We start from the raw sequence: 22,422 nt of genomic DNA on the forward strand, positions 1-22,422 counted from the left end.
CTTTAATCATTGCTCATTACTCATTATTTTTGTATTTTTGCGCCCTTAAATATCTAACAAAATGACTGAACAAGAAATTATCCGTCGAGAGAAGCTCACTAAGCTCAGGGAATTGGGTATCAACCCATATCCGGCAGAGCTATTCCCTGTGAACTTCCTCGCTAAAGACATAGAAACCCAATACGAAGAAGGTAAGGACGTGGTCGTAGCTGGCCGCCTGATGTCCTTCCGTATTCAGGGGAAAGCCTCTTTCGCTACCTTGCAAGACAGCTCTGGTCGCGTACAGCTCTACTTCAAGCGTGATGACCTCTGCCCAGGGGAGGACAAGACCCTCTATAATGAAGTGTTCAAAAAGCTCCTAGATTTAGGGGACTTTATCGGGGTGGAAGGTACCCTCTTCACCACCAATATGGGGGAAAAATCCATTGAGGTAAAGCAGTTCAAAGTCTTGTGTAAGACCCTACGCCCACTCCCTCTCCCTAAGGTAGATGCCCAAGGAAAGGTACACGATGAGTTCAACGATGTAGAACAGCGTTACCGTATGCGCTATGTGGACTTGGTAGTGAATCCTCAGGTGAAAGAAGTATTCCTAAAGCGTAACCGCCTATTCAATGCCATGCGTGAGTACTTCAACAACCACGGATATATAGAGGTAGAAACTCCTATCCTTCAGGCGATCCCTGGGGGAGCTTCTGCGCGTCCTTTTATTACTCATCACAATGCTTTGGATATTCCACTCTATATGCGTATTGCCAACGAACTCTATCTTAAGCGCCTTATTGTAGGGGGCTTTGATGGGGTATACGAGTTTGCGAAGAACTTCCGCAACGAGGGAATGGACAGAACCCACAATCCTGAATTTACAGGAATGGAGATCTATGTGGCTTACAAGGACTACAACTGGATGATGGAATTTACCGAAAACCTCTTAGAGTACTGTGCTAAGGCGGTGAATGGCACCACCAAAACTACCTTTGGCAAGCACGAAGTGGATTTCAAAGCGCCTTATCCACGTGTTACGATGACCGAAGCCATCAAGCGCTTTACAGGCTTTGACATTACAGGAAAGAGCGAGGACGAACTCAGAACTTTTGCCCAATCCATTGGCATAGAAGTAGATGATACCATGGGCAAGGGCAAGCTCATTGATGAGATATTTGGTGAAAAGTGCGAAGGCAACTTTATCCAACCTACTTTTATCACTGACTATCCTAAAGAGATGTCTCCACTTACCAAGGAACACCGCTCGGATAAGAACCTTACCGAACGCTTTGAACTCATGGTATGTGGTAAGGAAATCGCTAATGCTTATTCGGAGCTGAACGACCCTATCGATCAGCGCGAACGCTTTGAGGCACAAATGGCACTCTCCGAACGTGGTGATGACGAGGCGATGTTCATAGACCAAGACTTCCTCCGCGCCTTAGAGTATGGTATGCCGCCTACTTCAGGATTGGGTATCGGTATGGATAGGCTTATTATGTTCCTTACCAACAACGAGACTATACAGGAAGTACTCTTCTTCCCTCAGATGCGCCCTGAACACAAGGAAGTAGAACTCTCCGAGGACGAAAAACTAATCCTTGACCTGCTTAAAAAGGATAACAAATTACCTTTGGAAGACCTTAAGGCTAAGACCGAATTTTCCAATAAGAAATGGGACAAGGCTATCAAGGGACTTACCGCTAAGAAAGTAGCAGCTGTCAGCAAAGAGGGGGAAACGCTTTTTGTTTCTATTAATAGCTAGTGATTAGAGGCTATACTGCCAACGGATTAACATAACAAAGCCCCGAGCCTTATAGCTTGGGGTTTTTTCATCATTGCATAGCAACATTATATGGAATCATAGGCATCTCCGTATGAGATAAAATCCTCTTGCAACCAGTACCATTGTTGTCCTTTGCAGGCATAGATTCGCTCCAACAATTCTGTAAAACTCTTAGCAATAATAGCCTGCTCGCCCACCACTCCATAGCAATCCCAAAAGCTATCGTAACAATATCCCCATCTGTCTTTTGACAAATCAATGGTGATATATTGAGAGTTACTATCATCAGCTATAAGAAACCAATTATGGCTGATATCCTCCTTATGTTCTTCTCCTATAAGTACTTTATTGGCTCTTTCAAATTCCGTTAGTCCCACTATTTTTATCGAATAGGGAGCCTTTGGAAAGAAAACAATAGAATGATAGTTTTCCAAATAAAACGTCAGATCTTCAGGAAGTCCTGAAGGTACATTTTTATGGGGTATAGACAATTTTTGAACCATACACTCTTTGTCTCTCTCTATTTCTACAATTATTTCATTGATTTTTCGCATAAGATAAACTGAGCACCAGCTATTTTCCTAATTTTATTTTCTTCCCTTTAAGGGTATAAGTTCTTTCTAAAGATATGCCAATCAATCGTTTTGAACTATCAACTATGTATTGAGATAAATTGTTGTAATCATTAAAGTCAAAAGGAACTACGACAGAATATTTCTCATAGACTTTTTGCGAAAAATTATAAAATTGGTCTATATATGTCTCTTTTATAGATATAGTTAGAATATTCTTATAAACATCTATTATCATAATGATTTACACCCTCTTGCTTTACTTTTAGTTACATACACTTGTCCAGCTTTTCTATTCTTCTGTCAGCTCATTAAAATTCATGTCATTATGAAGACTAAATATACAATTTGTCTACCAGTTCCTCTGCCAATATTCCTGATTCTGTCAGTTCATAATCTTTATCAAAGCCATATATATCAAGATAATCTAATGCTAAATCTCTTATTTTATCCATATCATCTTCAGATAACTCAATAATGACTATATGATTATCCTTATAGAAAACGTTAGTAATTATAGATTGTTTTATCAAATCCTGCAAAAAATAATATTGTTTTATCGTTAATTTCACTCTTTGCATAATCTTTTTGCTTTTTTAGTTGAAGTTGGATTAACAGATATAATTTTACCCGTTGTTGGATTAATAACTACTTCGGCTTATCTTTTTTCTACATAGAAGGACAATATATCACCATAGTTATAGGGATTTCTAATATATCCATTTCTATTTAGATAAATTGGTGTTTGTTGAATGTTCCTTATTTCTAAAAATATTCCTATCTTCCAAAGAAAAAAGACGGGATATTTACATCAAACAGATAGGATATATTCCATAAATTAACTATTCCTCTACTTTGGGATTATCTTTTAACCATTCTTAATGTTCTTTGCTTCATTGAGTAAAAAGGCTCTATCTACATCAGAATTATCGTTAGGAATACACTCAACGTTGATATAGACTTGCTCTCTCGGCTGATTGATTGAGAAAATACCCTCTTGATCCAATTTTTGCATCGCTTGTACCATTGCCGAGATTCTTAGTTCAAACTCTCGTTCTATTTCATCTTCGTCTTCCATATTAAGAATACTAGGATAAGTATCTAACAAGGTTTGAACAGGTTCGAAATATTCCTCACCAAAAGCGTAATAAGGTGAATCAGCAAAGTTCCATTTGTATAACCAAATTTCTTCTTTGGGATGTTTAGGTATCTCTCTTTCTAATGCTTCAAAAGACCAAGCTGATAGAATAGGTGCATAGCCCTCGGCAGGAGCAAGTAATACACAATTGTAATAATGTTCCTTGTTCTTAAACAATTCCAAGAATGCTTCTTTAGCACACTTATAGATAAGCTGACTTAATACTTCTGTTCGCGCTTCTTCTGTCATTTTAATTTGATGCTACTTGTTGAAAATATTGAGGGTTTATTACCTAATTATGGCAAAGTGGTATGTTCTAAAATGGTTATAAACTCGGTAAATGTATCACATACAAAGTAGGTATTGCAATCGCTATTGGAAGCCTCAAAAAAGTGAGAATGGTCATAAAAATAAATCCCTTTGGAGAAATCACCCACGTCTGTGGTTACTAAAAGGAGCATCCCTCCTCCTGGATCTGTCCCGATGACAAGGCTTTTGCTCGGAAAATCCTCACTGAACTCTTCATAGGTTTCTATACATTCTTTTATATCGTAGAAAAGATCAAACATAATGTATTCCTCTATATCTTTTACATAGAAATAGGCTTCATCAATGATAGCTCCGTCATTTTGGGTTAAAAAATTAAAATAATCATCGGGCAAGGTAAAGCCTAAAAACTCCTGAAAAGCAAGGGTTTTTGCTTCACTACCTTTGTTAATTGCTTCTATTCTCATACTAAAGCTGTTTAACCTTTTTAGAGGTGTAAAAGTTCCTCAAATTAATAATTTTGGTACAAAAAGAAAGCACTAAAACTCAGTAACTTTGGGCAAAGATACAATAAATAAATGGATTATTTTTTTTAAGTGTAGAAAAAAGAGAATCTAAGAGTAATAATGTCCTATTACTACTTCAACAATGGAGTAAAATGGCAACTTTCTGTGAATATAGTTGGATCTATTAAGCAAGAAGAAATTAGACTTAGCTTACGTTCAATTGGATGGAAACCCTAAAGCTGGAAATCACAAAGATTTATTAGGGTTTATCTTCAAGTTTCTCAAAAATGTATAACAATTTTTAACGTTTTACATACTGCATAATATCTAATTTTGTTGTATTTTTGTGATAGAAAACTAACTACCATTTTCATTAACCAAAAATATAAAGATGAAAAATATTATCCTATCACTACTCTTAATCATTAGTGCCACCACTGCTGCACAGACTACTTTTAGAGGCACATTGGTCAACCCCGATCAGAAACCCGTCAGTGATGCAAATATTATCCTGATGTCGCTCCCTGATTCTACCTTAGTAAAGGGAGTTATCAGCAATGGACATGGTTCTTTTGAACTACCCAATCCCGCTAACAGCAAAAAGGTGCTTATTAAAATCACACATTTGGAATATCAAGGGGAAGTATTTCCTCCTACAAGTAGTAATTTGGGTACGATTGTTCTAATTCCCACTTCTAATGAATTAGATGCTGTGGTTGTTACTGCTCGCCGCCGTCCTATTTTGGAACAGAAAGGTACTCGCATTAGTACCAATGTAGCACAATCTACCTTGCAAAAATTGCCCACTACCGATATGCTATTGAACTTTCTACCTGGGGTTAGTACTTCCTATACAGGCGGTGGTTTCGAAGTTTTTGGCAAGGGGAATCCCATCTTCTATATTAATAATCGCAGGGTGCGTAACCTTGATGAAGTGTATCAGCTATCTCCAAAAGATATTGAGCGTATAGAGATGGAAACCCAACCAGGTGCCGCTTTCGATAATACAGTAGGCGCTGTTATCTACATCATACTCAAAAAGAAACCAGGAGATGGACTTAGTGGGGCAGCTGAAAACACCTTCTATTTCTTCAAAAAAGGCATAATGGATGAAACTTGGCTAAGCCTCAACTATCGTAAAGGGAAAACCGACTGGTTTACAAGCATAAGTAATGATAATCATTTTAACCAAGAAGACTATAATGTAGCTCAGGATTTGCAAGTATTTACCCAAAATAACCAGTGGCGAGTACTCAATGATGAAACCCGTCAAAATCAGCACAAAAACATCAAAACAAAGATAGGATTTGCACACGAATTCTCTGAAGAACACTCTCTGGGTATGAGCATAAGAGGGAGTATTATACCTTTCATCGGACATAACTTTAGCACTCAAGAAACGACCACTTATAAGAACCAATTGCTTACTGCTCGGGGGCGCAACGAGTATGACCAATTTGAGCAAGACAAAAAACTCAGTGTCAATGCCTATTACGAAGGCAAACTCACTGATGTGCTAAAAATGCAAACTGATGTGGATTATATCGGTCTGCGTTCTGATAATACTTCAGACATTGTCGAGCACAACCTCCTTAATACAACCTCTCGCAACGTACACACGCATTCCGATGTGATTTCCGATTGGTGGGGACTCAAGACCACCTTCTTTCAACAGTTAGGCAAAGGGACTCTTGGCTATGGTGTTGAGGTAAGTAACCTACACCGCACTGAGAATTACCAAGACAATGTACTTTCTGCTTTTAATGTTAAAAATACCGAAACTCGTTCGGATGCTTTTCTTAGTTTTTCCTATCCTATCAAAAAGGTAAATCTAAAACTTGGCACACGCTATGAGTATGCTGATTTTGATTATTATGAAAACGAGCAGAAAAGTGAAGCGAAAAGTAAGACCTATCGAGATTGGTTGCCTAATGTATCGGTGGCTTTCCCTTGGGAGAAAACTCAAATAACTTTCAGCTATGCTCGCAAGATTAAGCGCCCTGCCTTCCATGATCTCAGTGACTACAATAGCTATGTTTCTTCTTTCCTGTACAATCGCGGAAACCCTTATATTACACCTCAACTCACTGATGAGTGGAATACGCTGGCCACCTATGGACCTATATCAGCTTCCGTTACTTATTCCCATATTCACAAGGGAATTTATGCCGATTACCAACTCTCTTCTATCAACTCCGATGCGGTAGAAAAAATTCTTCATAATTATGACGATTTTAGCCTACTGAAATGTGCACTTAATGCTCAAAAACAAATAGGAAAGTGGATGCCTAAACTTACCCTTACCTATGAAAAGCCTTTTGCTGATAAGGTGTTTTACAAAAGTGAAGGACTTTTTTCAGTAGAATGGATGAACCAAATCACCCCTTCAGAAAATTGGCTTTTTTTAGTTATGCTTCTCTATAAGAGCAAAGGATCTATGCAAGAAGCCTACATATACAAGCCTGGAAGTGGTGTATTTGTAGGAGTAGGGCGTGCATTCTTCCACCAATCACTTTCTGTATATGCTGTAGCCTCCGACTTTTATAATGGATTAAACCGACATGCCCGTATACAAAACTCATACATCAGTAACAGTACCGCTTATAGCTACAGTAATTTTAGTTTCAAGATAGGGATAAGCTATAACTTCAACACTACCCAAAGTAAATACAAAGGAAAAGAAATAAGTGAGGAGGAAAACAACCGGATGTAATTTAAGAAAAACTAATTTCCACTACAAACCCCTCATGTCCGCGTACATTGAAGACGGTGTTATCCTCAAAGAGGAGGTATTGCCCCTTGATGCCCATAAGCCTACCCTGATATTGTAGGGTCTTGGGCATGGTAAGACTTGTAACCTTGGTAGGATACCTAAGAACGGGATAGTTGATATGATAGATAGGTACTTCTTCACTGAAATAAGACAAGGTCTCTTGAGGGAGAAACGCCTTTAAGCCTTGTTTGATCGTATTGAGATCCACTACTTGGAGGGTATTGGTCAGCATCTTGCGCCAATTGGTCTTATCGGAGATATGCGCTTTGAGGGCGACCTCCCCTATCCCTGCCAAGTAGCGGTTGGGTACCTCCAACATTACCAAGGCCTCATGAGCGCCTTGGTCTATCCAGCGGGTAGGCATCTGTGTTTTGCGGGTAACACCTACTTTTACCTCACTGGAGTTGGCCAAGTAAAGCAAGTGCGGTTGTAGCTGTACCTGCTGTTCATAAGCCAAATCCCTGTCCTCTATACCTAAGTGTGCCTTGCTCAGTTCTGGGCGGATGATCCACTCCCCCACCTCAGGAGCTTCAAAGAAACATTTCTTACAGAGTCCCTGCCTATATATCTCCTTGGATTGCCCACAGTGCAGACAGTGGTAACCGGCAAATCGTAAAGAGAGTTGTTGTCCTAATAGGTCGTTCATGGGTAGCTCTCCTTCTTCTAAAGAAAGGTAATACTGTATAGGGGTTTGCACCTCTGTTCGCATTTTTCTTAAAACCGTTTGGTAGGTATTCATATTTTTTGTACTTTTACGCTCGCTATAATGATTGACAAAAGTAGTAAAAATAAACCAAACCTCGAACATTTTTTAAAGAAAATATGGCTTTAACAATTATACATTCTATAGCTTCTTGGTTCTTGCGCAAGCGTATAGACCAGATAGAAGAATTCATCAAGCGCCCTCACGAAGTACAGGAAAATGTATGTGCCAAGCTCTTAGAAGCGGCACAGAGTACCGAAATGGGTAAGCAATACGACTTTATCTCCATTCGTAACTATGAGGATTTTGCCTCGCGTATCCCTATCTCTATCTACGAGGATATAGAGCCTATGATAGAGCGTGCCCGCCGTGGGGAGCAAAATCTTTTCTGGCGTACTCCTATCAAGTGGTTTGCCAAAAGTAGCGGTACAACCAATGCCAAAAGTAAGTTTATCCCCGTGAGTGAAGAAGCTCTTCAGCACTGCCACTATAAGGCTGGCAAAGATATGCTTTGCTTGTATCTGAATAACAACCCCGACTCCAATCTTTTTACAGGAAAGAGCCTACGTCTTGGAGGAAGCAAGGAATTGTATGAGGAGAATGGCACCATCTTTGGCGACTTATCCGCCATACTCATAGACAACCTCCCTTTCTGGGCGGAATTCAGCTGTACCCCTTCTACTAAAGTATCGCTAATGAGCGAATGGGAAGCCAAGATGAAGGCCATCATAGCCGAATCCTCACGTGAGAATGTAACCAGCTTGGTAGGCGTCCCCTCTTGGATGATGGTGCTCTTGAGGCAAGCGCTCGCCTATACAGGCAAAGAAAACGTACTAGAAATTTGGAAAAACTTAGAGGTATATTTCCACGGTGGGGTGAGCTTTGTCCCTTACCGAGAGCAATATAAGCAACTGATCCCCTCCGATAGTTTCCGCTATTATGAGACCTACAATGCCTCTGAAGGCTTTTTTGCCATACAGGACAGAAATAACAGCGACGAGATGCTGCTGATGCTAGACTATGGTATATTCTATGAGTTTATCTCTATGGATAGCTTTGGCACCCCTGCTCAAAAAGCCATTCCGCTATGGGAGGTAGAGGTAGGTAAGAATTATGCCATGGTAATCACCACCAATGCAGGGCTTTGGCGCTACCAGATAGGTGATACCGTACGCTTTACCTCCACCTCGCCCTATCGTATCAAGATCACAGGACGCACCAAGCATCATATCAACGTATTTGGAGAAGAGCTTATCATAGAAAATACGGAAGAAGCACTCAAGAAAGCGTGTCACGAGCACCATTGTAGCGTGATAGAATACACGGTAGCACCTATTTTCATGCAAGGCAACAAGAGCGGCGGGCACGAGTGGATCATTGAGTTCGAGACTGCCCCTGAGGATATAGAAGCCTTTACTCGCAGCTTGGATACTGCCCTAAAGGAACTCAACTCCGATTACGAAGCCAAGCGCTATAACGATATGACTCTTGCCATGCCTAAAATTCATATTGCTCGAAAGAACCTTTTCCACGATTGGCTTAAAGAAAATGATAAGTTGGGAGGCCAACATAAGATTCCGCGCCTGTCCAATACCCGTGATTATCTTGAGGCTATTTGGAAGTTAAAGGATAATAATGCCAATCAATAGTAGAAAATGATTGTATAGCCTAATTCGTTAAGATGCAATAAAAATTACTATGAAGAAAAATAGCATCAAAATACTAATTACATTAGGATTGTTACTTTTTATTGTTTTTGATATTATGCATCTTATGGGGTGCTATGTATCCGTAAAATTTCTAATAGAAGATAATGTTGACTCCAAAACCATAGATGTAATATATAATTTTGTTGATAAAGTTGCTTTTTTTTCCATAATCAATATTTTAATTATCTTCCTGGGGGGATATATTCTTTTGCTAAACAAGAGAACCATAGTTGAGAGAAAAAACAAACCTATCACTATTTTTGTTTGTACATACATTGTCCTGCAATTATCAGTTATACTTTATAACTACTATGGATTAAAATCCAATAGTAAGCAAGATATAATAGAAACCAATGTTATGAAAAGTATAAATGATATGACCATAGGACTTTTTGCATTTCTCATTTTTAGCTTGATTATATGTTGTTTGATGGCACTATTTATCCATAAAAGACCTATAACTAATGATAAATAATTCTATAAAAGTTTTTTGGAAATATAATATTTCAATAGTCTTTATACTTTTTGGTGTCTATCTTATGAATTACTTTGTATTCCACTAATAGCTATGTATGGAATGGCGCAAGGAAATTAAGATTAAAAATATGACAAAATACCTATACCTTCCCCTTATACCTTTCTTTTTGGGGTACCAGCAAAGGACAAAAATTGTAAAAAATACCCCCTTGCTCCCCAAAAAAGAAGTAATTGTTCCCAAAAAAGATAGTCTCCCTACTATAGATTCATTAGCCAAGTATTATTCCTATAGCTCGGAGAACATAAATCAAGAAAATTTTGAAGCCGTTGTCTATGAGATTATTCAATGTTACAACAAAAAAGATACTACTGCGCTAAACAAACTCATACACCCCGATATTGGTTTGTATTTCTTGTACAAACCTGGGGGTAATATCTATTGGGCAAACCAAAAACGGATATACCTCGACACGCTCTACCATGAGAAGGAAAAAACTTTTATTGATGGATACAACCGAAAAGTATTGGCTACAGGAAAAATAGGCGTAGGAAAAGTACCTATTGAAAAAATAACAGAAAATATTGCCCCTGACGAATACAGCTCACTCATAGGTATCTTTCTTGTTGCACACCCCGAGGCTCAGAAAAAACTATCTTATTACATAACAAGTTCTCTAAGTACCTTCCCTTTTTCTCCAAAAGAGAAACAAGAAGCCCAAAGAACCTTAAAAAAGGCTAAAGAAATAGAGAAAACTACCCGTTGTATTATGACGGCTTGGAAAGAAGTATCTTCTTTTAGTAATAGTACCTACACAAACCATTTTATTTTTTACGTAACAAAAATAAAAGAGAAATGGTACCTGACTATGATAGATTTTTCTTGGATTGCATAGAATAGAATTATATTATCTCACATAAGAATATTTCACCTTATTTTAATTTTATAATTCTTCATTATTTTCAGAAACAACTCATCATAATTATAAACCAATGCAATTATGCTACCAAAAAGAAGAATTAAACACTATATTTTCGTATTTTTATTTTCATTAGTTCTGTTTTCTTGTAAGAGAACGATCTCTGATACTACGTCTGATGAAAATGTATTCAGAAAAGATACTATTATTACAAATATCCTTGCTAATGAAAAAGAAAAAGAAGATAAGATTACAACAGAGGAAAAAATTAACGATACAGAACTCTCCTCTTTTCTGAAAGAACTTCAGGTGTGCTTATCGCAAGGACAAGTCACAAAGATTGCCGATACTATGGTACATTATCCTCTCAAAGACGAAGGGCCGCTTTATGAAATGCTATACGGAGATATAGTGTATCAAGATGATTTCACGACAGAAGACAAACCCATTGTTAGAAAAGACTTTATAAAAATCTACCACCAATTATTCCCTAAGCAGTATATTGCCCTTTTTGAGAGGCTAAACATAGAGAAGATTGCCAAAGAGAAAAAATTTGAGTGGTGGAATAAGGAAAAAACTACCCTTATTGACTTCTCTTTCCTATCGGAAGATTCTTTCCAGATAAGTATCAGCTTTATGGAAAAGGATGTTGTAGGGGGATATAGCATCACATATCTTTTTAAGAAAATCAATGGAAATATCCTATTATATTTGGTACGTAGTATATAATTTCTTACCTTTGTGCCGACAGAAATTACTGCTACCAATTTATAAAAATAGGTATCAACTCTTGATTATACCCTAAAAAATTAATACACCTATGAAGAATTATCAAAATGTAACAGACTTACCCAATAACAACACAGTATTTTTGGTATGGGTATTCAAAAAAGATTTGGACAAAGCACAGCTTACAGCTACTTTTGCAAAAATATGTGCTCTAATAGGAAACCTCAACCACTCTGTTGCCGACCGCTTCCCTGATGCTCGTGCGAGTGTAACCTTAGGCATTAGTCATAGTGGATGGCTTACCTTAGGCTTACCTAAACCACTCCCTAAAGAACTCAAAGATTTTAAGCCTATCAAAGGCAGCAAGCATACAGCAGTAGCCACCCAAGGCGACCTTCATTTCCATATTCGTGCGCATAACCCCAGCTTAGCTTATGATATGGCCGCAACCATTGAGGATGTATTGCGTTCTGTAGCTGATTGTATTGTCAATGTACAAGGGTTCAGATATTGGGACGGGCGTGCCATCATTGGCTTCGTAGATGGAACGGAAAATCCTCAAGGAGAAGAAAGAGAACAGTTTGCCGTAGTAGGTGATGAAGATCCTCATTATCAAGGAGGCAGCTATCTATTTGTCCAGAAATATGTCCATGATATGAATGCTTGGCGTGCCCTCCCTGTAAGCGAACAAGAAAAAGTCATAGGTCGCAGCAAAGAGATGGATATAGAGATGGACGATGATACTAAGCCTTCCAATGCCCATTCTGCCCTTGCCAATGTGGGTGATGACCTAAAAGTAGTCAGAGACAATATGCCTTTCCATGATCCTACGAGCCACCAGATGGGAACTTACTTTATTTGCTATGCGAACACCTTTAGTACGGTAGAGAAAATGCTTACTAACATGTTCGTAGGTAACCCTGTGGGTAATTATGATCGCATATTGGATTTCAGTACTGCCGAGACAGGAACTCTTTTCTTTGTCCCTTCTCTTGATATGTTGGACGACTTCTCCGAACTATAGCCTGAAAATAACTAAAAACACTTTGCAAGGCGACTAAAAATATCTTATCTTTGTGCCTTCAAGAAAACCGATACCATATGAACTATTACAATATCAATCATAAGGACGAAATCGTTTCTTTCAAAGAAGCTACCCTAAGGGGGTTAGGAAAAGACAAAGGACTTTTTGTTCCTGATCACATCCCTACTTTGCCTACTTCTTTCTTTGAAGAAATTGCTCAAAAAAACAACATAGAAATTGCCATTGAGGCACTTTATCCTTATGTAAATGACAGCTTCAGCCGTGAAGAACTTCAAAGAATATTGAAGGAAGTATTTGTCTTTGACACTCCTGTAAAAGAACTCTTGAGTAATACCTCTGTTTTGGAACTATTCCATGGGCCTACCATGGCATTCAAGGATGTAGGAGCACGCTTTATGGCTCGTTGTTTAGGAAAATTCTCTGACAAGGATAACCCTACTACTGTAGTGGTGGCTACCTCTGGTGATACAGGAAGTGCTGTGGCTAATGGCTTTTACAAAGTGGAAGGCGTAAGGGTAGTAATCCTATTCCCAAAAGGGAAAGTAAGCCCTTTCCAAGAATACCAAATGACCTCCTTAGGAGCCAATATACAAGCGGTAGAAGTAGAAGGGACTTTCGATGACTGCCAAGCCCTTGTAAAACAAGCGCTTTCTGATGCCTCCCTCAAGGGGGAACGCGTACTAAGTAGTGCCAACTCTATCAATGTAGCTCGTTTTCTCCCCCAAATGCTTTACTACTTCTTCGCTTACAAGCAAGTAAAAGACCTCTTGGGCGGCAAGGATTGGGTGGTAGCCGTCCCCAGTGGAAACTTTGGCAACCTCACCGCAGGTCTATATGCCCATGCTATGGGGCTACCTGTAAGCAAGTTTGTAGCCGCGAACAATGCCAATGATACTTTTGCGCTCTACTTACAAACAGGTAACTATCAGGCCAAACCCTCGGTTGCAACTCTTTCCAACGCTATGGATGTAGGAGACCCTAGTAACTTTGTCCGTATCCGAGAGCTATTTGACAATAATCTTGAAGCAATTCGCAAGATGATTACTGCTGTGGTGATCTCTGATAAAGAAACCTTAGACGAAATTGCCTACCTGCACAATACTTTGGGATATACTCTTGACCCTCATTCGGCTGTGGGACACTTGGCTTTACAAAAAGCACTATTACCATCCCAGTATGGAACCGTACTGAGTACAGCCAGTCCTAAGAAATTCGACGAAGTCATTCGCCAAGTGATTCCTTCTTTTCCTGTCCCTGAAGTAGACTTGAGCACATGTCATAAAAAGAGCATAGGCAATTCATATGAAGCCTATAAGGAAATCCTCCTTAGCTAAACCCCTATTCATCGTTGCTATAGGCCATACAAGCAAAACTCACCTTTGCACCTGCTCCTATGAGCAAGGTAGCACATTGAGTGAGGGTAGCTCCTGTAGTCACTATATCATCCACAAGGAGAATATGCTTACCTGCTATAGTTGTAGTATCCTTGAGGACAAATTGTTCTTTGGACGATTTTTGTCGCTCTAACCAGTGCTTTTTTGCCTGAGCAGAATTGTATTGTTGCTTGATTAAAATATCCTCCATATAGGGTACTTGTAGCTGTGTGGCTATCTCCCTCGCAAAGAGTGTTACTTGATTGTAACCTCTTTTTTTCTTTTTCTTAGGATGCAGAGGTACGGGAATCACCAACTCTACCCCCTGAAAATAGTGAGATTGTGCCAACTCATAGGCGTACCATTGCCCAAGCCACAGCCCCACTTGCTCTCTGTTATGATATTTTAGGGCATGTATAAGCCGCTGACTCACTGTACCTTTTTCATAATAAAGTAATGCTGCTGCTTTCTCTACAGAGACCTTTCCCCAGAACTTCTTTATCATAGGGTTTTCACTATCTGGCAAAGTATCAAAATGAGTTTGTCGTAGTTCGTGGCGACAATTTACACAGAGAAAAGGCAGGTTATCCCCTATAATCTGAGTACAGCCCAAGCAGTACTTAGGAAATAGTACCGCCATTATATCCTTAAAAATAGAAAAACGCATAGCTATATAAGATAAAGAAACCACCTCTGAGTAAGAGATGGTTTCATTATATAATCCAAAATCTATGAATAAAAACTATTAGTTCTCAGCAACTACTTCAAAAGGAAGAGATACGATAACTTCTCGGTGTAAGCGTACAGAAGCCTCATACTTACCTGTTTGCTTGATATTACCTCCAGCTATGTAGATATATTTTTTATCCACTTGGTGTCCTGCTTTGAGCAGTTCCTCAGCGAGGTCATCATGATTGATAGAACCGAACAATTTGTTACCAGCACCTGCTTTAGCAAGTATTTTGATTTCCAATTGTTGGATAGCTTTGGCTAATTCTTTAGCGTCTTCTATGATTTTCTTTTCCTTGAAAGCTCTTTGTTTAAGATTTTCAGCCAATATCTTCTTAGCTGAAGGAGTTGCTAAGATAGCAAGGCCTTGAGGGATAAGATAATTGCGCCCATAACCGTTTTTCACGGTTACTATATCGTCCTTGAACCCTAAGTTAGGGACATCATTTTTAAGTATAATTTCCATTGATTTCTTTGTTTAATTATTTTAACAAATCCGCTACATATGGCAATAGTGCTAAGTGACGAGCACGCTTAACAGCCACTGCGATCTTTCTTTGAAACTTCAGAGAAGTACCTGTAATACGACGAGGTAATAATTTACCTTGTTCGTTTATGAATTTCAATAAGAAATCAGGGTCTTTATAATCAATATATTTGATACCTAATTTTTTGAATCGGCAATACTTTTTATTCTTATTAGTATCAATATTCAGTGGAGTAAGATATCTGATATCTCCTTCTTTTTTTCCTTTTGCTTGTTGTTCGATTGACATTGTTTAAGCTTTTTTACTGTTCAACTTTGCTCTTCTTTTCTCTGCCCATGCAATAGCTTCTTTTTCAAGCCTTACAGTGAGATAGCGCATTACACGCTCGTCACGACGGAATTCTACTTCGAAGCTCTCGATGATATCGCCTGGAGCTTTGAACTCAAATAAGTGATAAAATCCACTTTTTTTGTTTTGGATGGAATAGGCTAATTTCTTTAAGCCCCAATCTTCTTTTGCCACCATTTCAGCACCCTTTGAGGTTAAGAAATTTTCAAATTTCTCAACTGCTTCCTTTATCTGTGCTTCAGATAAAACGGGATTCAAAATGAAAACAGTTTCGTAATGATTCATAAAAACTTTTATTTAAATTGAGGTGCAAAGATAAAACATTTTTACCTTTGCACCAAATAATATTTATTATATTTTTATTTTTAACACAACTCTGTGAAAATCAGTACTTTTTACTCCGTTTTGGAAGTATTATTTTCTGTGTCTTTTGCATTTTCTGCTGAATTACCCTCAGCAGATTGCTCTGTTTTTTCTGGGATAACTACATCTCCCTTCTTGGTTTTGAGCTTCCCTCTTGCCTCTTTTTGGAGCCTTTCGAGAGTCTGACTGATCAATTCCTTAGTCACAAAGTCTATTTCCTTAGCACCATAGGCACGCTGTAGTGCACGGAAAGCCTTCTGAGGTTCTTGGATACGTAGATAGTAATCCCCTTCTAAATAATCAGGTAGGGCAGTATCCTTATAATATGGTTTTATATACTTAACCAATATAGGTATAGATTCAAAATCGGCATTCTTGAGTATAGCAGCATAAATACTCTTGACATCTTCCAATAAGGGAGCTTTATCTATTCCATACAAATCCCTGATACTCTTATACTTATCTTGCAAATACTGAGTGGTATTGGTTTGCACTCTCACCACCTTCTCGGCATATTCACGCATAGTAATAGGACGATAAAGCTCAAAAAACAAATTTAAAGCCTCTGGAATTCCTGATACTGGGACTGCACTGATAGAAACTCTTGGAAATTCTTGATAATAATAAAAACCATTCGTATATTCCTTAGTATTCATAAGGTTGTGTAACTCTTTCACTTTCTTCAACTTAGCATTATCATCTATCTGCGCCCAACCTAAATAATAAAAAATGGGTCTTTTGAAAGAATCCACCTGTTCTGGCATAGAAGGAATTATTTTTTCTGTCAGATTAGGAGAAAGAGAGATATAAGCATCAAAGAGAGCATTTTCTTTTAGTAAATAGTAATTGATAAAGTTACCTGCTTCCCCATCGCCTATAATTCCTTTGAAAGAGTTTACAGCATATTTACTCTGTACATGAGGAACAACGACTTGTCCTACAAATTCAAAGAAATTGGCGGTGTCATTGAAAGGGATTCCGGTTTCCTCTGGGATAGTAACATCACTCTCAGTATTATAGATACCTACGACAATTGCAGGTGGTACTTCCCCTGTTTTGTTGAAATAACGCATACTACTTACGGTAGGCTCTAAAAGGCTACTGGCATTGAGTACGACAAATAAGGGATATCTTTCCCGCTTATCATAGCCATCAGGAAGGACTATGGTAACCTTACGTGTTCCATCAAGGGATTTCGACCCCAAATTCTCTGTAGTAATCTGTGCCCATACATTTGTCATATAAGCACTTAGAAGAATCAGTAAAAACTTTTTCATCTTATAAATGTTTGTTATAGGTTTCAAAATAAAAATCATACGCATGTCTCTCATCTTTGGGGTGAAAGACACGCTCTATCAGTTCCCATTGGGTAAGATCTATCTCTGGGAAAAAAGTATCTGCTTCTATATGTACCTGTACACGAGTAAGCTCTAAGGTGGTAGCCAAGGAAATCGTTTGCCGGTAGATCTCCCCTCCTCCTATGACAAAGGGTGAAGCATCTCTCTTTTTTGCTTCTATAATAGCCTCCTCTATAGAGGAGGTAACAACACAATGTTCCCTCTGAGGTAATTCCTCTCTTGAGATAATAATATGAGTTCGCTTAGGTAGCAGTTTTGGTAAGGACTCCCAGGTCTTTCGTCCCATAATCACACAATGCCCCATAGTCAGTTGTTTGAAACGTGCAAAATCATCAGGAAGATGCCATAGAAGCTGGTTGTTCTTCCCTATCCCATTTTCCAAATCCAAAGCGGCTATAAGTGTTAAAGACATTGTATGCTATTTGAACGAGGCAAAAGTACAATTATTTATTTATTTTTAACTCTTTAAAATGTTAAAATTTCATCCATTTGAAAAATATTTAGCTCCAAATAAAAAAGACTGTCCTGAAAAAACTTTTCGAACAGCCTCTCTATTTCGATTTGATAAATTCGCAAACCATTTCTCTTTGGTTATAAATAAACTTACTATTTCAATAGTATGCCAAAAAAATGTTCCAAAAACTCTTGAAAGTTATTGGCATATAGACGATCTTCATTCATCATATAATCCCGAATGTAAACGGGATATTCATTAGCTTGACCTGCTTCCTCAATTTTAAAGAAATAAGTCTCTTCATCCATCTCTAAGAAAGCCAATTCATCCTTTTGGAATAGATTATTTTGCAAATTTACTTGATAAGTATAATAAATATCAATATCAGCATCCTCTTGATATTCAGGTGGAGCAATAGTTTTAAAATCAATTCCACAAACAGAGATAAATTCATAGTTTAATAACATCTCTTTATAACTATCGGGCAAAGAAAATCCCAATTTCTTTTCGGTTTGCTCTATCCAAGTTATATTTATAAAATCTTTAGTTCCTACAGCTATTCTATCTTTATACTTTTCAATAATAGATTGTATCATTTTCTATAATATTATTACCTTAATTATATTCTCTCTTTTATAGTCAAACATATTTAGAATACAAATAAATAGAACAAAAAGTTAATTCTTAATTTACTTTTTTCAAGGGCGATTTGCAAATCTCCCTCCGCCTACTTATACCTATTTTTCGCAAACCACTTCTGATTGACTATAAAACTACCTAATTACCTATTTATGGTTTCCTTCCCTACGGAGGAATTTTCTAAAATATTCGTTATCAAACCAATACCATAATTATTAGCACTTAAAGTGAGGAGGGGTAGCTTTAGCACAACCTTTCTGTAATAATCAAAAAGCCGAAAATATTTGTTTCCTCTTGGGATAACAGATATTTTCGGCATATTCTTTCTTTACAAAATTGGCAAACTGACTAAAATTCTGTTTGACCTTGACATTAAGCTTTTATTTTAAGAGCTTTTCTAAGACTTCTGCCAAGCGTGGATCAGAAGGACGTGGTGCATTAGGATCTACAATCTTACCATTCTTATCTATAAGAAGGAAAGTTGGAATCTGGTTAATATCATAGTCCAAAATAAACTGAGACTTGAAAGCGTTATCAGCAATGAGTTGTACTCCCTTAAGATCATGAGCTTTTACAGCACTCTTCCAAGCTTCTTTGTCTTCATCGATAGAAATGCTTACAAACTCTATATTTTTACCATGGAACTTAGCTTCCAATTCTTTTAGATGAGGAATCTCACCCACACAAGGTTTGCACCATGAAGCCCATACATCTATATATACTAATTTTCCTTTGAAATCGGCCAAAGAAGCAGTGCCACCATCTATCTTTTCATAATTGGTAAATACAGGAGAATCCTTACCAGCAACCAATCGAGAAGCTACTTCGAAAGATTTTTGTGCCACTTGCTTGAGGTCATCTTCTTTTACATTCTTAAGAACGAAGTCCAATATCTCTTTGTTTTTACTGTTACCAGGAGCGATAAGACTCACTACTGCTTTAGCCAAATCAGTACGAATATTATCTGATTTGATAGATGAAGCCACTTTTAGGAAACCTTCTATCTGTTCTGGGTTACTGGCATCTCCAAGCATTTCAAAGTATTTACTGCGCACCAAATCCCTATAAGAATCTACAGCAGCATACTCTTGTGCGTTATCATAATCTATCTGATCTCTTTCTGCATAGAAACCATCAGGAAGGATAGCCTCTTTACCCATAGAATAAGCATGGTAAGTAGGGTAAGCGATAAGATATTCTACATACTTATATTTAGCCCATTTTTGCTGATTTTCTACAAAATCATTATCAAAATTATAAGCCTTTAGCTTGGAATCAAGTTCATTAAAAATGGATTTTATATTCTCCTTGAACTCTTGTGGTTTTTGTCCAAAGAGATTAGAGTCAGCCCCATTTATTTTTTCATTGATAAAATTCTCTTTTTCTATCAAATACTGTGTTTTCTTTGTTTCAGTTCCTGATACTGTTGTCTTGGTCATATCCTCATTGAGAGAAAGTTCTATATTGGTACCTTTATCCAAATACAAAGGCACCTGTACAGTCATATTCTCTATAAGATAGAAAAAATGATTATCAGTTATAGGACGAATCGTATCACGAAAAGTCCCATCTGAAAGAACAGGAATCTCCTTGTATATTTCATCATTGTGTGCCAAAACTATTTTTTGGCTTTCTCCTGGTAAGAATACTTTTCCTGAGATCACTGCATAATCCACATTCCCTTGGGCAGTCTTATCTTTACAGGCTGACAATAAGCTAAAGGCAGCTATACTTGTAATAAAAATTTTTTTCATTATTTCTTCTTTATTTCTGAAACTGAACTACAAAATTAGATAAAACAATTGAAAAAACAACTATTAATAAGAAAAAATGTATTGAAAATATTTTAATTCATTGTTTTTCAATACATAAAAGTTTTTAACAAAATAAATTTCCTTGTTCATATCTTGAAAATTGAGTAAAATTCACTATCTTTGCTCTCTCTTAGAACAACCCAGTGACAACAGATAAAACAATGGATACTTTGTGGGAGGAACTTACCACTAAGCTCCTGAAGGATTTTCCCATAGGCAGGACACTGAGTATAGATAGTATACTATACCTGATAGGCTTACAGGAAGTAGGTAAGTTTCATGATACTTTTTCGAGAGATGACAAAATCAACCTCATACATGTAGGCACTTGTAAAGTATTAGAACCCTATGGATATTACTTTTTTGAATACAAAGACAAGGAAGGTTGGCCTTTCTATAGAAGAACTAAAGATCACCTCTCCCTAAGTGAACAGCAACAAAAAAGCCTCTTGAAAGAAGCTATCCTTTCCTATTTCATAAAAATGGATTATTTACCAACCAAACCCTAATAAAATAATATAGTACACTTATGAAAATACTTACTAATGAGCAAATGCACGCTGCCGATCAGCAGACTATTGAAGAACAACAGATTACCTCTTGGGATCACATGGAAAAAGCCGCTTCAAACATTTTGGCTTGGATCAAGAAGAACCTCCCAGGAGACAACCCTTATCACATCTATGCTGGTGTGGGTAACAATGGAGGTGATGGACTTGCCTTAGGGAGAATGCTCGCCCAAATGGGTAAGAAAGTGAAGGTAACCATTGTTCCTTTCAGCGAGATTCATTCCGAAGATTTTATCAAGAACTTGAACTTACTCAAAGAGATACCATCTATTGAGATCCATACTCTTAGCCAACCAGAGACCTCTGAAGACTTCCTACAAGCTAATGAAAAACCTTTCCCAACCCTCAAAGGCAAGCCTGCCAAAGGTTTTGAGGAGTTTGTTGCTAACAAATATAATGGTACTCAGCCTATTACTATCGATGCCATTTTCGGCATTGGGCTTTCCCGCCGTGTATCTCCATGGGTACAGCGCGTATTCGAAGAGGTAAACCGCCAGAAAGGACTCATCATCAGTATAGACACACCTTCAGGACTTTACTTAGGAGAGGACAGACATGAGAAAGACCTCTTTGTAACCCCTCATGTAGTGCTTACCTTCTTCGCTCCTAAGCTCCCTTTCCTCCTTCCACAGACAGGACGCTACATCCCTTATTGGGAAGTGCTACCACTTCCTTTATCCTTTGACTATCTCAAAGATGTAGCTACCGAATATGACTATACTACCGACAAAGAAATCAAGCGATTACTACGCACACGACACCGTTTTACTAACAAAGGTACCTACGGACATGCCCTATTGGTAGGAGGAAGCTATGGGAAGATAGGAGCGCCTATTCTCAGTGGGAAGGCTACCCTCAGAAGCGGTGCAGGGATGCTAACATTGCTACTACCTAAGTGTGGCTATAATATAGCACAAACAGCCCTCCCTGAAGCGATGGTACTTACCTCCTCCCAAGAGGAAGCGCTCTCCCCTACCGAAATTCCTTTCCAGCCCAGCGCTATTGGAATAGGAGTAGGAATGGGCACCTCCGCTTATGCGCAAGGCACCTTAGCTTCCTTGCTTAGGACATTTGCCAATGTACCTTTTGTCATCGATGCGGATGCGCTCAACTTAGTAGCCTCCAGCGAAGACCTTCAGCGATCCTTACCTAAAAACACCATTCTCACCCCTCATCCTAAAGAACTTGAGCGCCTTATTGGAAAATGGGCAAATGACTTAGAACGTCAAGAGAAAGTAAAGCAATTTGCTAAGAAACATAAAGTGATACTCATCGTTAAAGGAGCTTTCACTATGATTACTGATGGAGATCATTTTTGGGTAAACTCCACCGGCAACCCTGCTATGGCTACTGCGGGTAGTGGTGATGTACTCACTGGAGTACTCACTGGCCTGCTCTCTCAAGGGTACACTCCCCTGAATGCCGCTATTGTAGGAACCTATATACATGGTAAAGCCGCAGATACTTATGTGAGAAATACCAAGAAAAACACCATGATTGCCAGTGATATTATAGATTATTTACAGTTCTAAACACCTATATAATTACTTAGAAAATGCTGTCACACATGTGACAGCATTTTTTTAGGTAAAAAAACATTTTTATAAGTTTTTCTTTCATTTTTTTTTCATACCTTTGACGGCTAAAAAGTCTGTACTTTTTTCAAACCTCTATTCATGTTAT

Annotated in this window: 24 protein-coding genes; 10 read left to right on the top strand and 14 right to left on the bottom strand. The window is 38.1% G+C overall.

Annotation, left to right across the window (positions count from 1 at the left end; translation table 11 throughout):
* Positions 1-61: 61 nt before the first annotated feature.
* Positions 62-1,747, top strand: coding sequence for a lysine--tRNA ligase (gene lysS, locus CAPGI0001_RS11890; protein ID WP_002670712.1), 1,686 nt, complete (start codon positions 62-64; stop codon positions 1,745-1,747).
* Between the two features lie 86 nt (positions 1,748-1,833).
* On the opposite strand, the gene CAPGI0001_RS11895 is transcribed toward lysS, so the two are convergent.
* The 5 genes from CAPGI0001_RS11895 to CAPGI0001_RS11910 all read right to left on the bottom strand — a co-directional run bounded on the left by CAPGI0001_RS11895 (position 1,834) and on the right by CAPGI0001_RS11910 (position 4,212).
* The gene (locus CAPGI0001_RS11895) at positions 1,834-2,322 is read right to left on the bottom strand and encodes an SMI1/KNR4 family protein (RefSeq protein ID WP_002670445.1); all 489 of its coding nucleotides are present in this window, start codon (positions 2,320-2,322) and stop codon (positions 1,834-1,836) included.
* 19 nt (positions 2,323-2,341) lie between these two features.
* Positions 2,342-2,578: an Imm9 family immunity protein gene (gene imm9, locus CAPGI0001_RS13555; RefSeq protein WP_002670411.1), complete on the bottom strand. Its 237-nt coding sequence runs from the start codon at positions 2,576-2,578 to the stop codon at positions 2,342-2,344.
* A 97-nt stretch (positions 2,579-2,675) separates the two neighbouring features.
* Complete coding sequence (locus CAPGI0001_RS11900; protein WP_002670645.1) at positions 2,676-2,921, bottom strand: hypothetical protein; 246 nt, start codon at positions 2,919-2,921, stop codon at positions 2,676-2,678.
* A gap of 287 nt (positions 2,922-3,208) precedes the next feature.
* The gene (locus CAPGI0001_RS11905; protein ID WP_002670455.1) at positions 3,209-3,727 is read right to left on the bottom strand and encodes a DUF4303 domain-containing protein; all 519 of its coding nucleotides are present in this window, start codon (positions 3,725-3,727) and stop codon (positions 3,209-3,211) included.
* Positions 3,728-3,774: 47 nt separating this feature from the next.
* A complete protein-coding gene (locus CAPGI0001_RS11910) occupies positions 3,775-4,212 on the bottom strand; it encodes an SMI1/KNR4 family protein (protein WP_002670590.1) in 438 nt (145 codons plus the stop codon).
* A gap of 430 nt (positions 4,213-4,642) precedes the next feature.
* Here CAPGI0001_RS11910 and CAPGI0001_RS11915 point away from each other — a divergent pair, with 430 nt between their 5' ends.
* On the top strand, positions 4,643-6,964 hold the full coding sequence (locus CAPGI0001_RS11915) for a TonB-dependent receptor domain-containing protein (RefSeq protein ID WP_002670639.1): 2,322 nt from the start codon (positions 4,643-4,645) through the stop codon (positions 6,962-6,964).
* A 1-nt stretch (position 6,965) separates the two neighbouring features.
* Here CAPGI0001_RS11915 and CAPGI0001_RS11920 read toward each other — a convergent pair whose 3' ends face one another.
* Positions 6,966-7,763, bottom strand: a complete 798-nt coding sequence (locus CAPGI0001_RS11920) for a DUF2797 domain-containing protein (protein ID WP_040360378.1) — start codon at positions 7,761-7,763, stop codon at positions 6,966-6,968.
* Positions 7,764-7,846: 83 nt separating this feature from the next.
* Here CAPGI0001_RS11920 and CAPGI0001_RS11925 point away from each other — a divergent pair, with 83 nt between their 5' ends.
* From CAPGI0001_RS11925 to thrC, 6 genes are all read left to right on the top strand, one after another.
* Positions 7,847-9,376 (top strand): GH3 auxin-responsive promoter family protein, encoded by a 1,530-nt coding sequence (locus tag CAPGI0001_RS11925; protein WP_002670478.1) that lies wholly within the window; start codon positions 7,847-7,849, stop codon positions 9,374-9,376.
* Between the two features lie 49 nt (positions 9,377-9,425).
* Positions 9,426-9,911, top strand: a complete 486-nt coding sequence (locus tag CAPGI0001_RS11930) for a hypothetical protein (RefSeq protein WP_002670737.1) — start codon at positions 9,426-9,428, stop codon at positions 9,909-9,911.
* A gap of 130 nt (positions 9,912-10,041) precedes the next feature.
* Positions 10,042-10,806 (top strand): hypothetical protein, encoded by a 765-nt coding sequence (locus CAPGI0001_RS11935; RefSeq protein WP_155813488.1) that lies wholly within the window; start codon positions 10,042-10,044, stop codon positions 10,804-10,806.
* A gap of 105 nt (positions 10,807-10,911) precedes the next feature.
* On the top strand, positions 10,912-11,559 hold the full coding sequence (locus CAPGI0001_RS11940) for a hypothetical protein (RefSeq protein ID WP_002670332.1): 648 nt from the start codon (positions 10,912-10,914) through the stop codon (positions 11,557-11,559).
* A 91-nt stretch (positions 11,560-11,650) separates the two neighbouring features.
* Positions 11,651-12,583 (top strand): Dyp-type peroxidase, encoded by a 933-nt coding sequence (locus CAPGI0001_RS11945; protein WP_002670575.1) that lies wholly within the window; start codon positions 11,651-11,653, stop codon positions 12,581-12,583.
* A 77-nt stretch (positions 12,584-12,660) separates the two neighbouring features.
* On the top strand, positions 12,661-13,938 hold the full coding sequence (gene thrC, locus CAPGI0001_RS11950) for a threonine synthase (protein ID WP_002670352.1): 1,278 nt from the start codon (positions 12,661-12,663) through the stop codon (positions 13,936-13,938).
* Positions 13,939-13,942: 4 nt separating this feature from the next.
* On the opposite strand, the gene CAPGI0001_RS11955 is transcribed toward thrC, so the two are convergent.
* From CAPGI0001_RS11955 to CAPGI0001_RS11990, 8 genes are all read right to left on the bottom strand, one after another.
* Positions 13,943-14,617: a ComF family protein gene (locus CAPGI0001_RS11955; protein ID WP_248601321.1), complete on the bottom strand. Its 675-nt coding sequence runs from the start codon at positions 14,615-14,617 to the stop codon at positions 13,943-13,945.
* A 105-nt stretch (positions 14,618-14,722) separates the two neighbouring features.
* Complete coding sequence (rplI, locus tag CAPGI0001_RS11960; RefSeq protein WP_002670708.1) at positions 14,723-15,172, bottom strand: 50S ribosomal protein L9; 450 nt, start codon at positions 15,170-15,172, stop codon at positions 14,723-14,725.
* Between the two features lie 16 nt (positions 15,173-15,188).
* Positions 15,189-15,482 (bottom strand): 30S ribosomal protein S18, encoded by a 294-nt coding sequence (gene rpsR / locus CAPGI0001_RS11965; RefSeq protein WP_002670530.1) that lies wholly within the window; start codon positions 15,480-15,482, stop codon positions 15,189-15,191.
* 3 nt (positions 15,483-15,485) lie between these two features.
* Positions 15,486-15,827 (bottom strand): 30S ribosomal protein S6, encoded by a 342-nt coding sequence (gene rpsF, locus CAPGI0001_RS11970; RefSeq protein WP_002670395.1) that lies wholly within the window; start codon positions 15,825-15,827, stop codon positions 15,486-15,488.
* Between the two features lie 110 nt (positions 15,828-15,937).
* Positions 15,938-17,182 (bottom strand): alpha/beta hydrolase, encoded by a 1,245-nt coding sequence (locus tag CAPGI0001_RS11975; protein WP_002670387.1) that lies wholly within the window; start codon positions 17,180-17,182, stop codon positions 15,938-15,940.
* 1 nt (position 17,183) lies between these two features.
* On the bottom strand, positions 17,184-17,675 hold the full coding sequence (locus tag CAPGI0001_RS11980; protein WP_002670343.1) for a dihydrofolate reductase: 492 nt from the start codon (positions 17,673-17,675) through the stop codon (positions 17,184-17,186).
* A 194-nt stretch (positions 17,676-17,869) separates the two neighbouring features.
* Positions 17,870-18,313 carry an SMI1/KNR4 family protein gene (locus CAPGI0001_RS11985; protein ID WP_002670589.1) on the bottom strand — a complete coding sequence of 148 codons (444 nt, stop codon included), beginning with the start codon at positions 18,311-18,313 and terminating at the stop codon, positions 17,870-17,872.
* A 423-nt stretch (positions 18,314-18,736) separates the two neighbouring features.
* Entirely contained in the window at positions 18,737-20,110 is a 1,374-nt protein-coding gene (locus CAPGI0001_RS11990) for a TlpA family protein disulfide reductase (RefSeq protein ID WP_002670587.1), read from the bottom strand.
* A gap of 221 nt (positions 20,111-20,331) precedes the next feature.
* On the opposite strand from CAPGI0001_RS11990, the gene CAPGI0001_RS11995 reads away from it, so the two are divergent.
* Both CAPGI0001_RS11995 and CAPGI0001_RS12000 read left to right on the top strand, forming a co-directional pair.
* Complete coding sequence (locus CAPGI0001_RS11995) at positions 20,332-20,679, top strand: hypothetical protein (protein WP_248601322.1); 348 nt, start codon at positions 20,332-20,334, stop codon at positions 20,677-20,679.
* 20 nt (positions 20,680-20,699) lie between these two features.
* On the top strand, positions 20,700-22,271 hold the full coding sequence (locus CAPGI0001_RS12000) for an NAD(P)H-hydrate dehydratase (protein WP_002670739.1): 1,572 nt from the start codon (positions 20,700-20,702) through the stop codon (positions 22,269-22,271).
* Positions 22,272-22,422: the final 151 nt, after the last annotated feature.

Origin of the sequence: Capnocytophaga gingivalis ATCC 33624 (assembly GCF_000174755.1) — a bacterium.
GTDB classification, from domain to species: domain Bacteria; phylum Bacteroidota; class Bacteroidia; order Flavobacteriales; family Flavobacteriaceae; genus Capnocytophaga; species Capnocytophaga gingivalis.

Bases quoted from the DNA above. Each gene is read 5' to 3' on its own strand.
- lysS (WP_002670712.1), top strand. From the start codon at position 62: ATGACTGAACAAGAAATTATCCGTCGAGAGAAGCTCACTAAGCTCAGG.
- CAPGI0001_RS11895 (WP_002670445.1), bottom strand. From the start codon at position 2,322: ATGCGAAAAATCAATGAAATAATTGTAGAAATAGAGAGAGACAAAGAG.
- imm9 (WP_002670411.1), bottom strand. From the start codon at position 2,578: ATGATAATAGATGTTTATAAGAATATTCTAACTATATCTATAAAAGAG.
- CAPGI0001_RS11900 (WP_002670645.1), bottom strand. From the start codon at position 2,921: ATGCAAAGAGTGAAATTAACGATAAAACAATATTATTTTTTGCAGGAT.
- CAPGI0001_RS11905 (WP_002670455.1), bottom strand. From the start codon at position 3,727: ATGACAGAAGAAGCGCGAACAGAAGTATTAAGTCAGCTTATCTATAAG.
- CAPGI0001_RS11910 (WP_002670590.1), bottom strand. From the start codon at position 4,212: ATGAGAATAGAAGCAATTAACAAAGGTAGTGAAGCAAAAACCCTTGCT.
- CAPGI0001_RS11915 (WP_002670639.1), top strand. From the start codon at position 4,643: ATGAAAAATATTATCCTATCACTACTCTTAATCATTAGTGCCACCACT.
- CAPGI0001_RS11920 (WP_040360378.1), bottom strand. From the start codon at position 7,763: ATGAATACCTACCAAACGGTTTTAAGAAAAATGCGAACAGAGGTGCAA.
- CAPGI0001_RS11925 (WP_002670478.1), top strand. From the start codon at position 7,847: ATGGCTTTAACAATTATACATTCTATAGCTTCTTGGTTCTTGCGCAAG.
- CAPGI0001_RS11930 (WP_002670737.1), top strand. From the start codon at position 9,426: ATGAAGAAAAATAGCATCAAAATACTAATTACATTAGGATTGTTACTT.
- CAPGI0001_RS11935 (WP_155813488.1), top strand. From the start codon at position 10,042: ATGACAAAATACCTATACCTTCCCCTTATACCTTTCTTTTTGGGGTAC.
- CAPGI0001_RS11940 (WP_002670332.1), top strand. From the start codon at position 10,912: ATGCTACCAAAAAGAAGAATTAAACACTATATTTTCGTATTTTTATTT.
- CAPGI0001_RS11945 (WP_002670575.1), top strand. From the start codon at position 11,651: ATGAAGAATTATCAAAATGTAACAGACTTACCCAATAACAACACAGTA.
- thrC (WP_002670352.1), top strand. From the start codon at position 12,661: ATGAACTATTACAATATCAATCATAAGGACGAAATCGTTTCTTTCAAA.
- CAPGI0001_RS11955 (WP_248601321.1), bottom strand. From the start codon at position 14,617: ATGGCGGTACTATTTCCTAAGTACTGCTTGGGCTGTACTCAGATTATA.
- rplI (WP_002670708.1), bottom strand. From the start codon at position 15,172: ATGGAAATTATACTTAAAAATGATGTCCCTAACTTAGGGTTCAAGGAC.
- rpsR (WP_002670530.1), bottom strand. From the start codon at position 15,482: ATGTCAATCGAACAACAAGCAAAAGGAAAAAAAGAAGGAGATATCAGA.
- rpsF (WP_002670395.1), bottom strand. From the start codon at position 15,827: ATGAATCATTACGAAACTGTTTTCATTTTGAATCCCGTTTTATCTGAA.
- CAPGI0001_RS11975 (WP_002670387.1), bottom strand. From the start codon at position 17,182: ATGAAAAAGTTTTTACTGATTCTTCTAAGTGCTTATATGACAAATGTA.
- CAPGI0001_RS11980 (WP_002670343.1), bottom strand. From the start codon at position 17,675: ATGTCTTTAACACTTATAGCCGCTTTGGATTTGGAAAATGGGATAGGG.
- CAPGI0001_RS11985 (WP_002670589.1), bottom strand. From the start codon at position 18,313: ATGATACAATCTATTATTGAAAAGTATAAAGATAGAATAGCTGTAGGA.
- CAPGI0001_RS11990 (WP_002670587.1), bottom strand. From the start codon at position 20,110: ATGAAAAAAATTTTTATTACAAGTATAGCTGCCTTTAGCTTATTGTCA.
- CAPGI0001_RS11995 (WP_248601322.1), top strand. From the start codon at position 20,332: ATGGATACTTTGTGGGAGGAACTTACCACTAAGCTCCTGAAGGATTTT.
- CAPGI0001_RS12000 (WP_002670739.1), top strand. From the start codon at position 20,700: ATGAAAATACTTACTAATGAGCAAATGCACGCTGCCGATCAGCAGACT.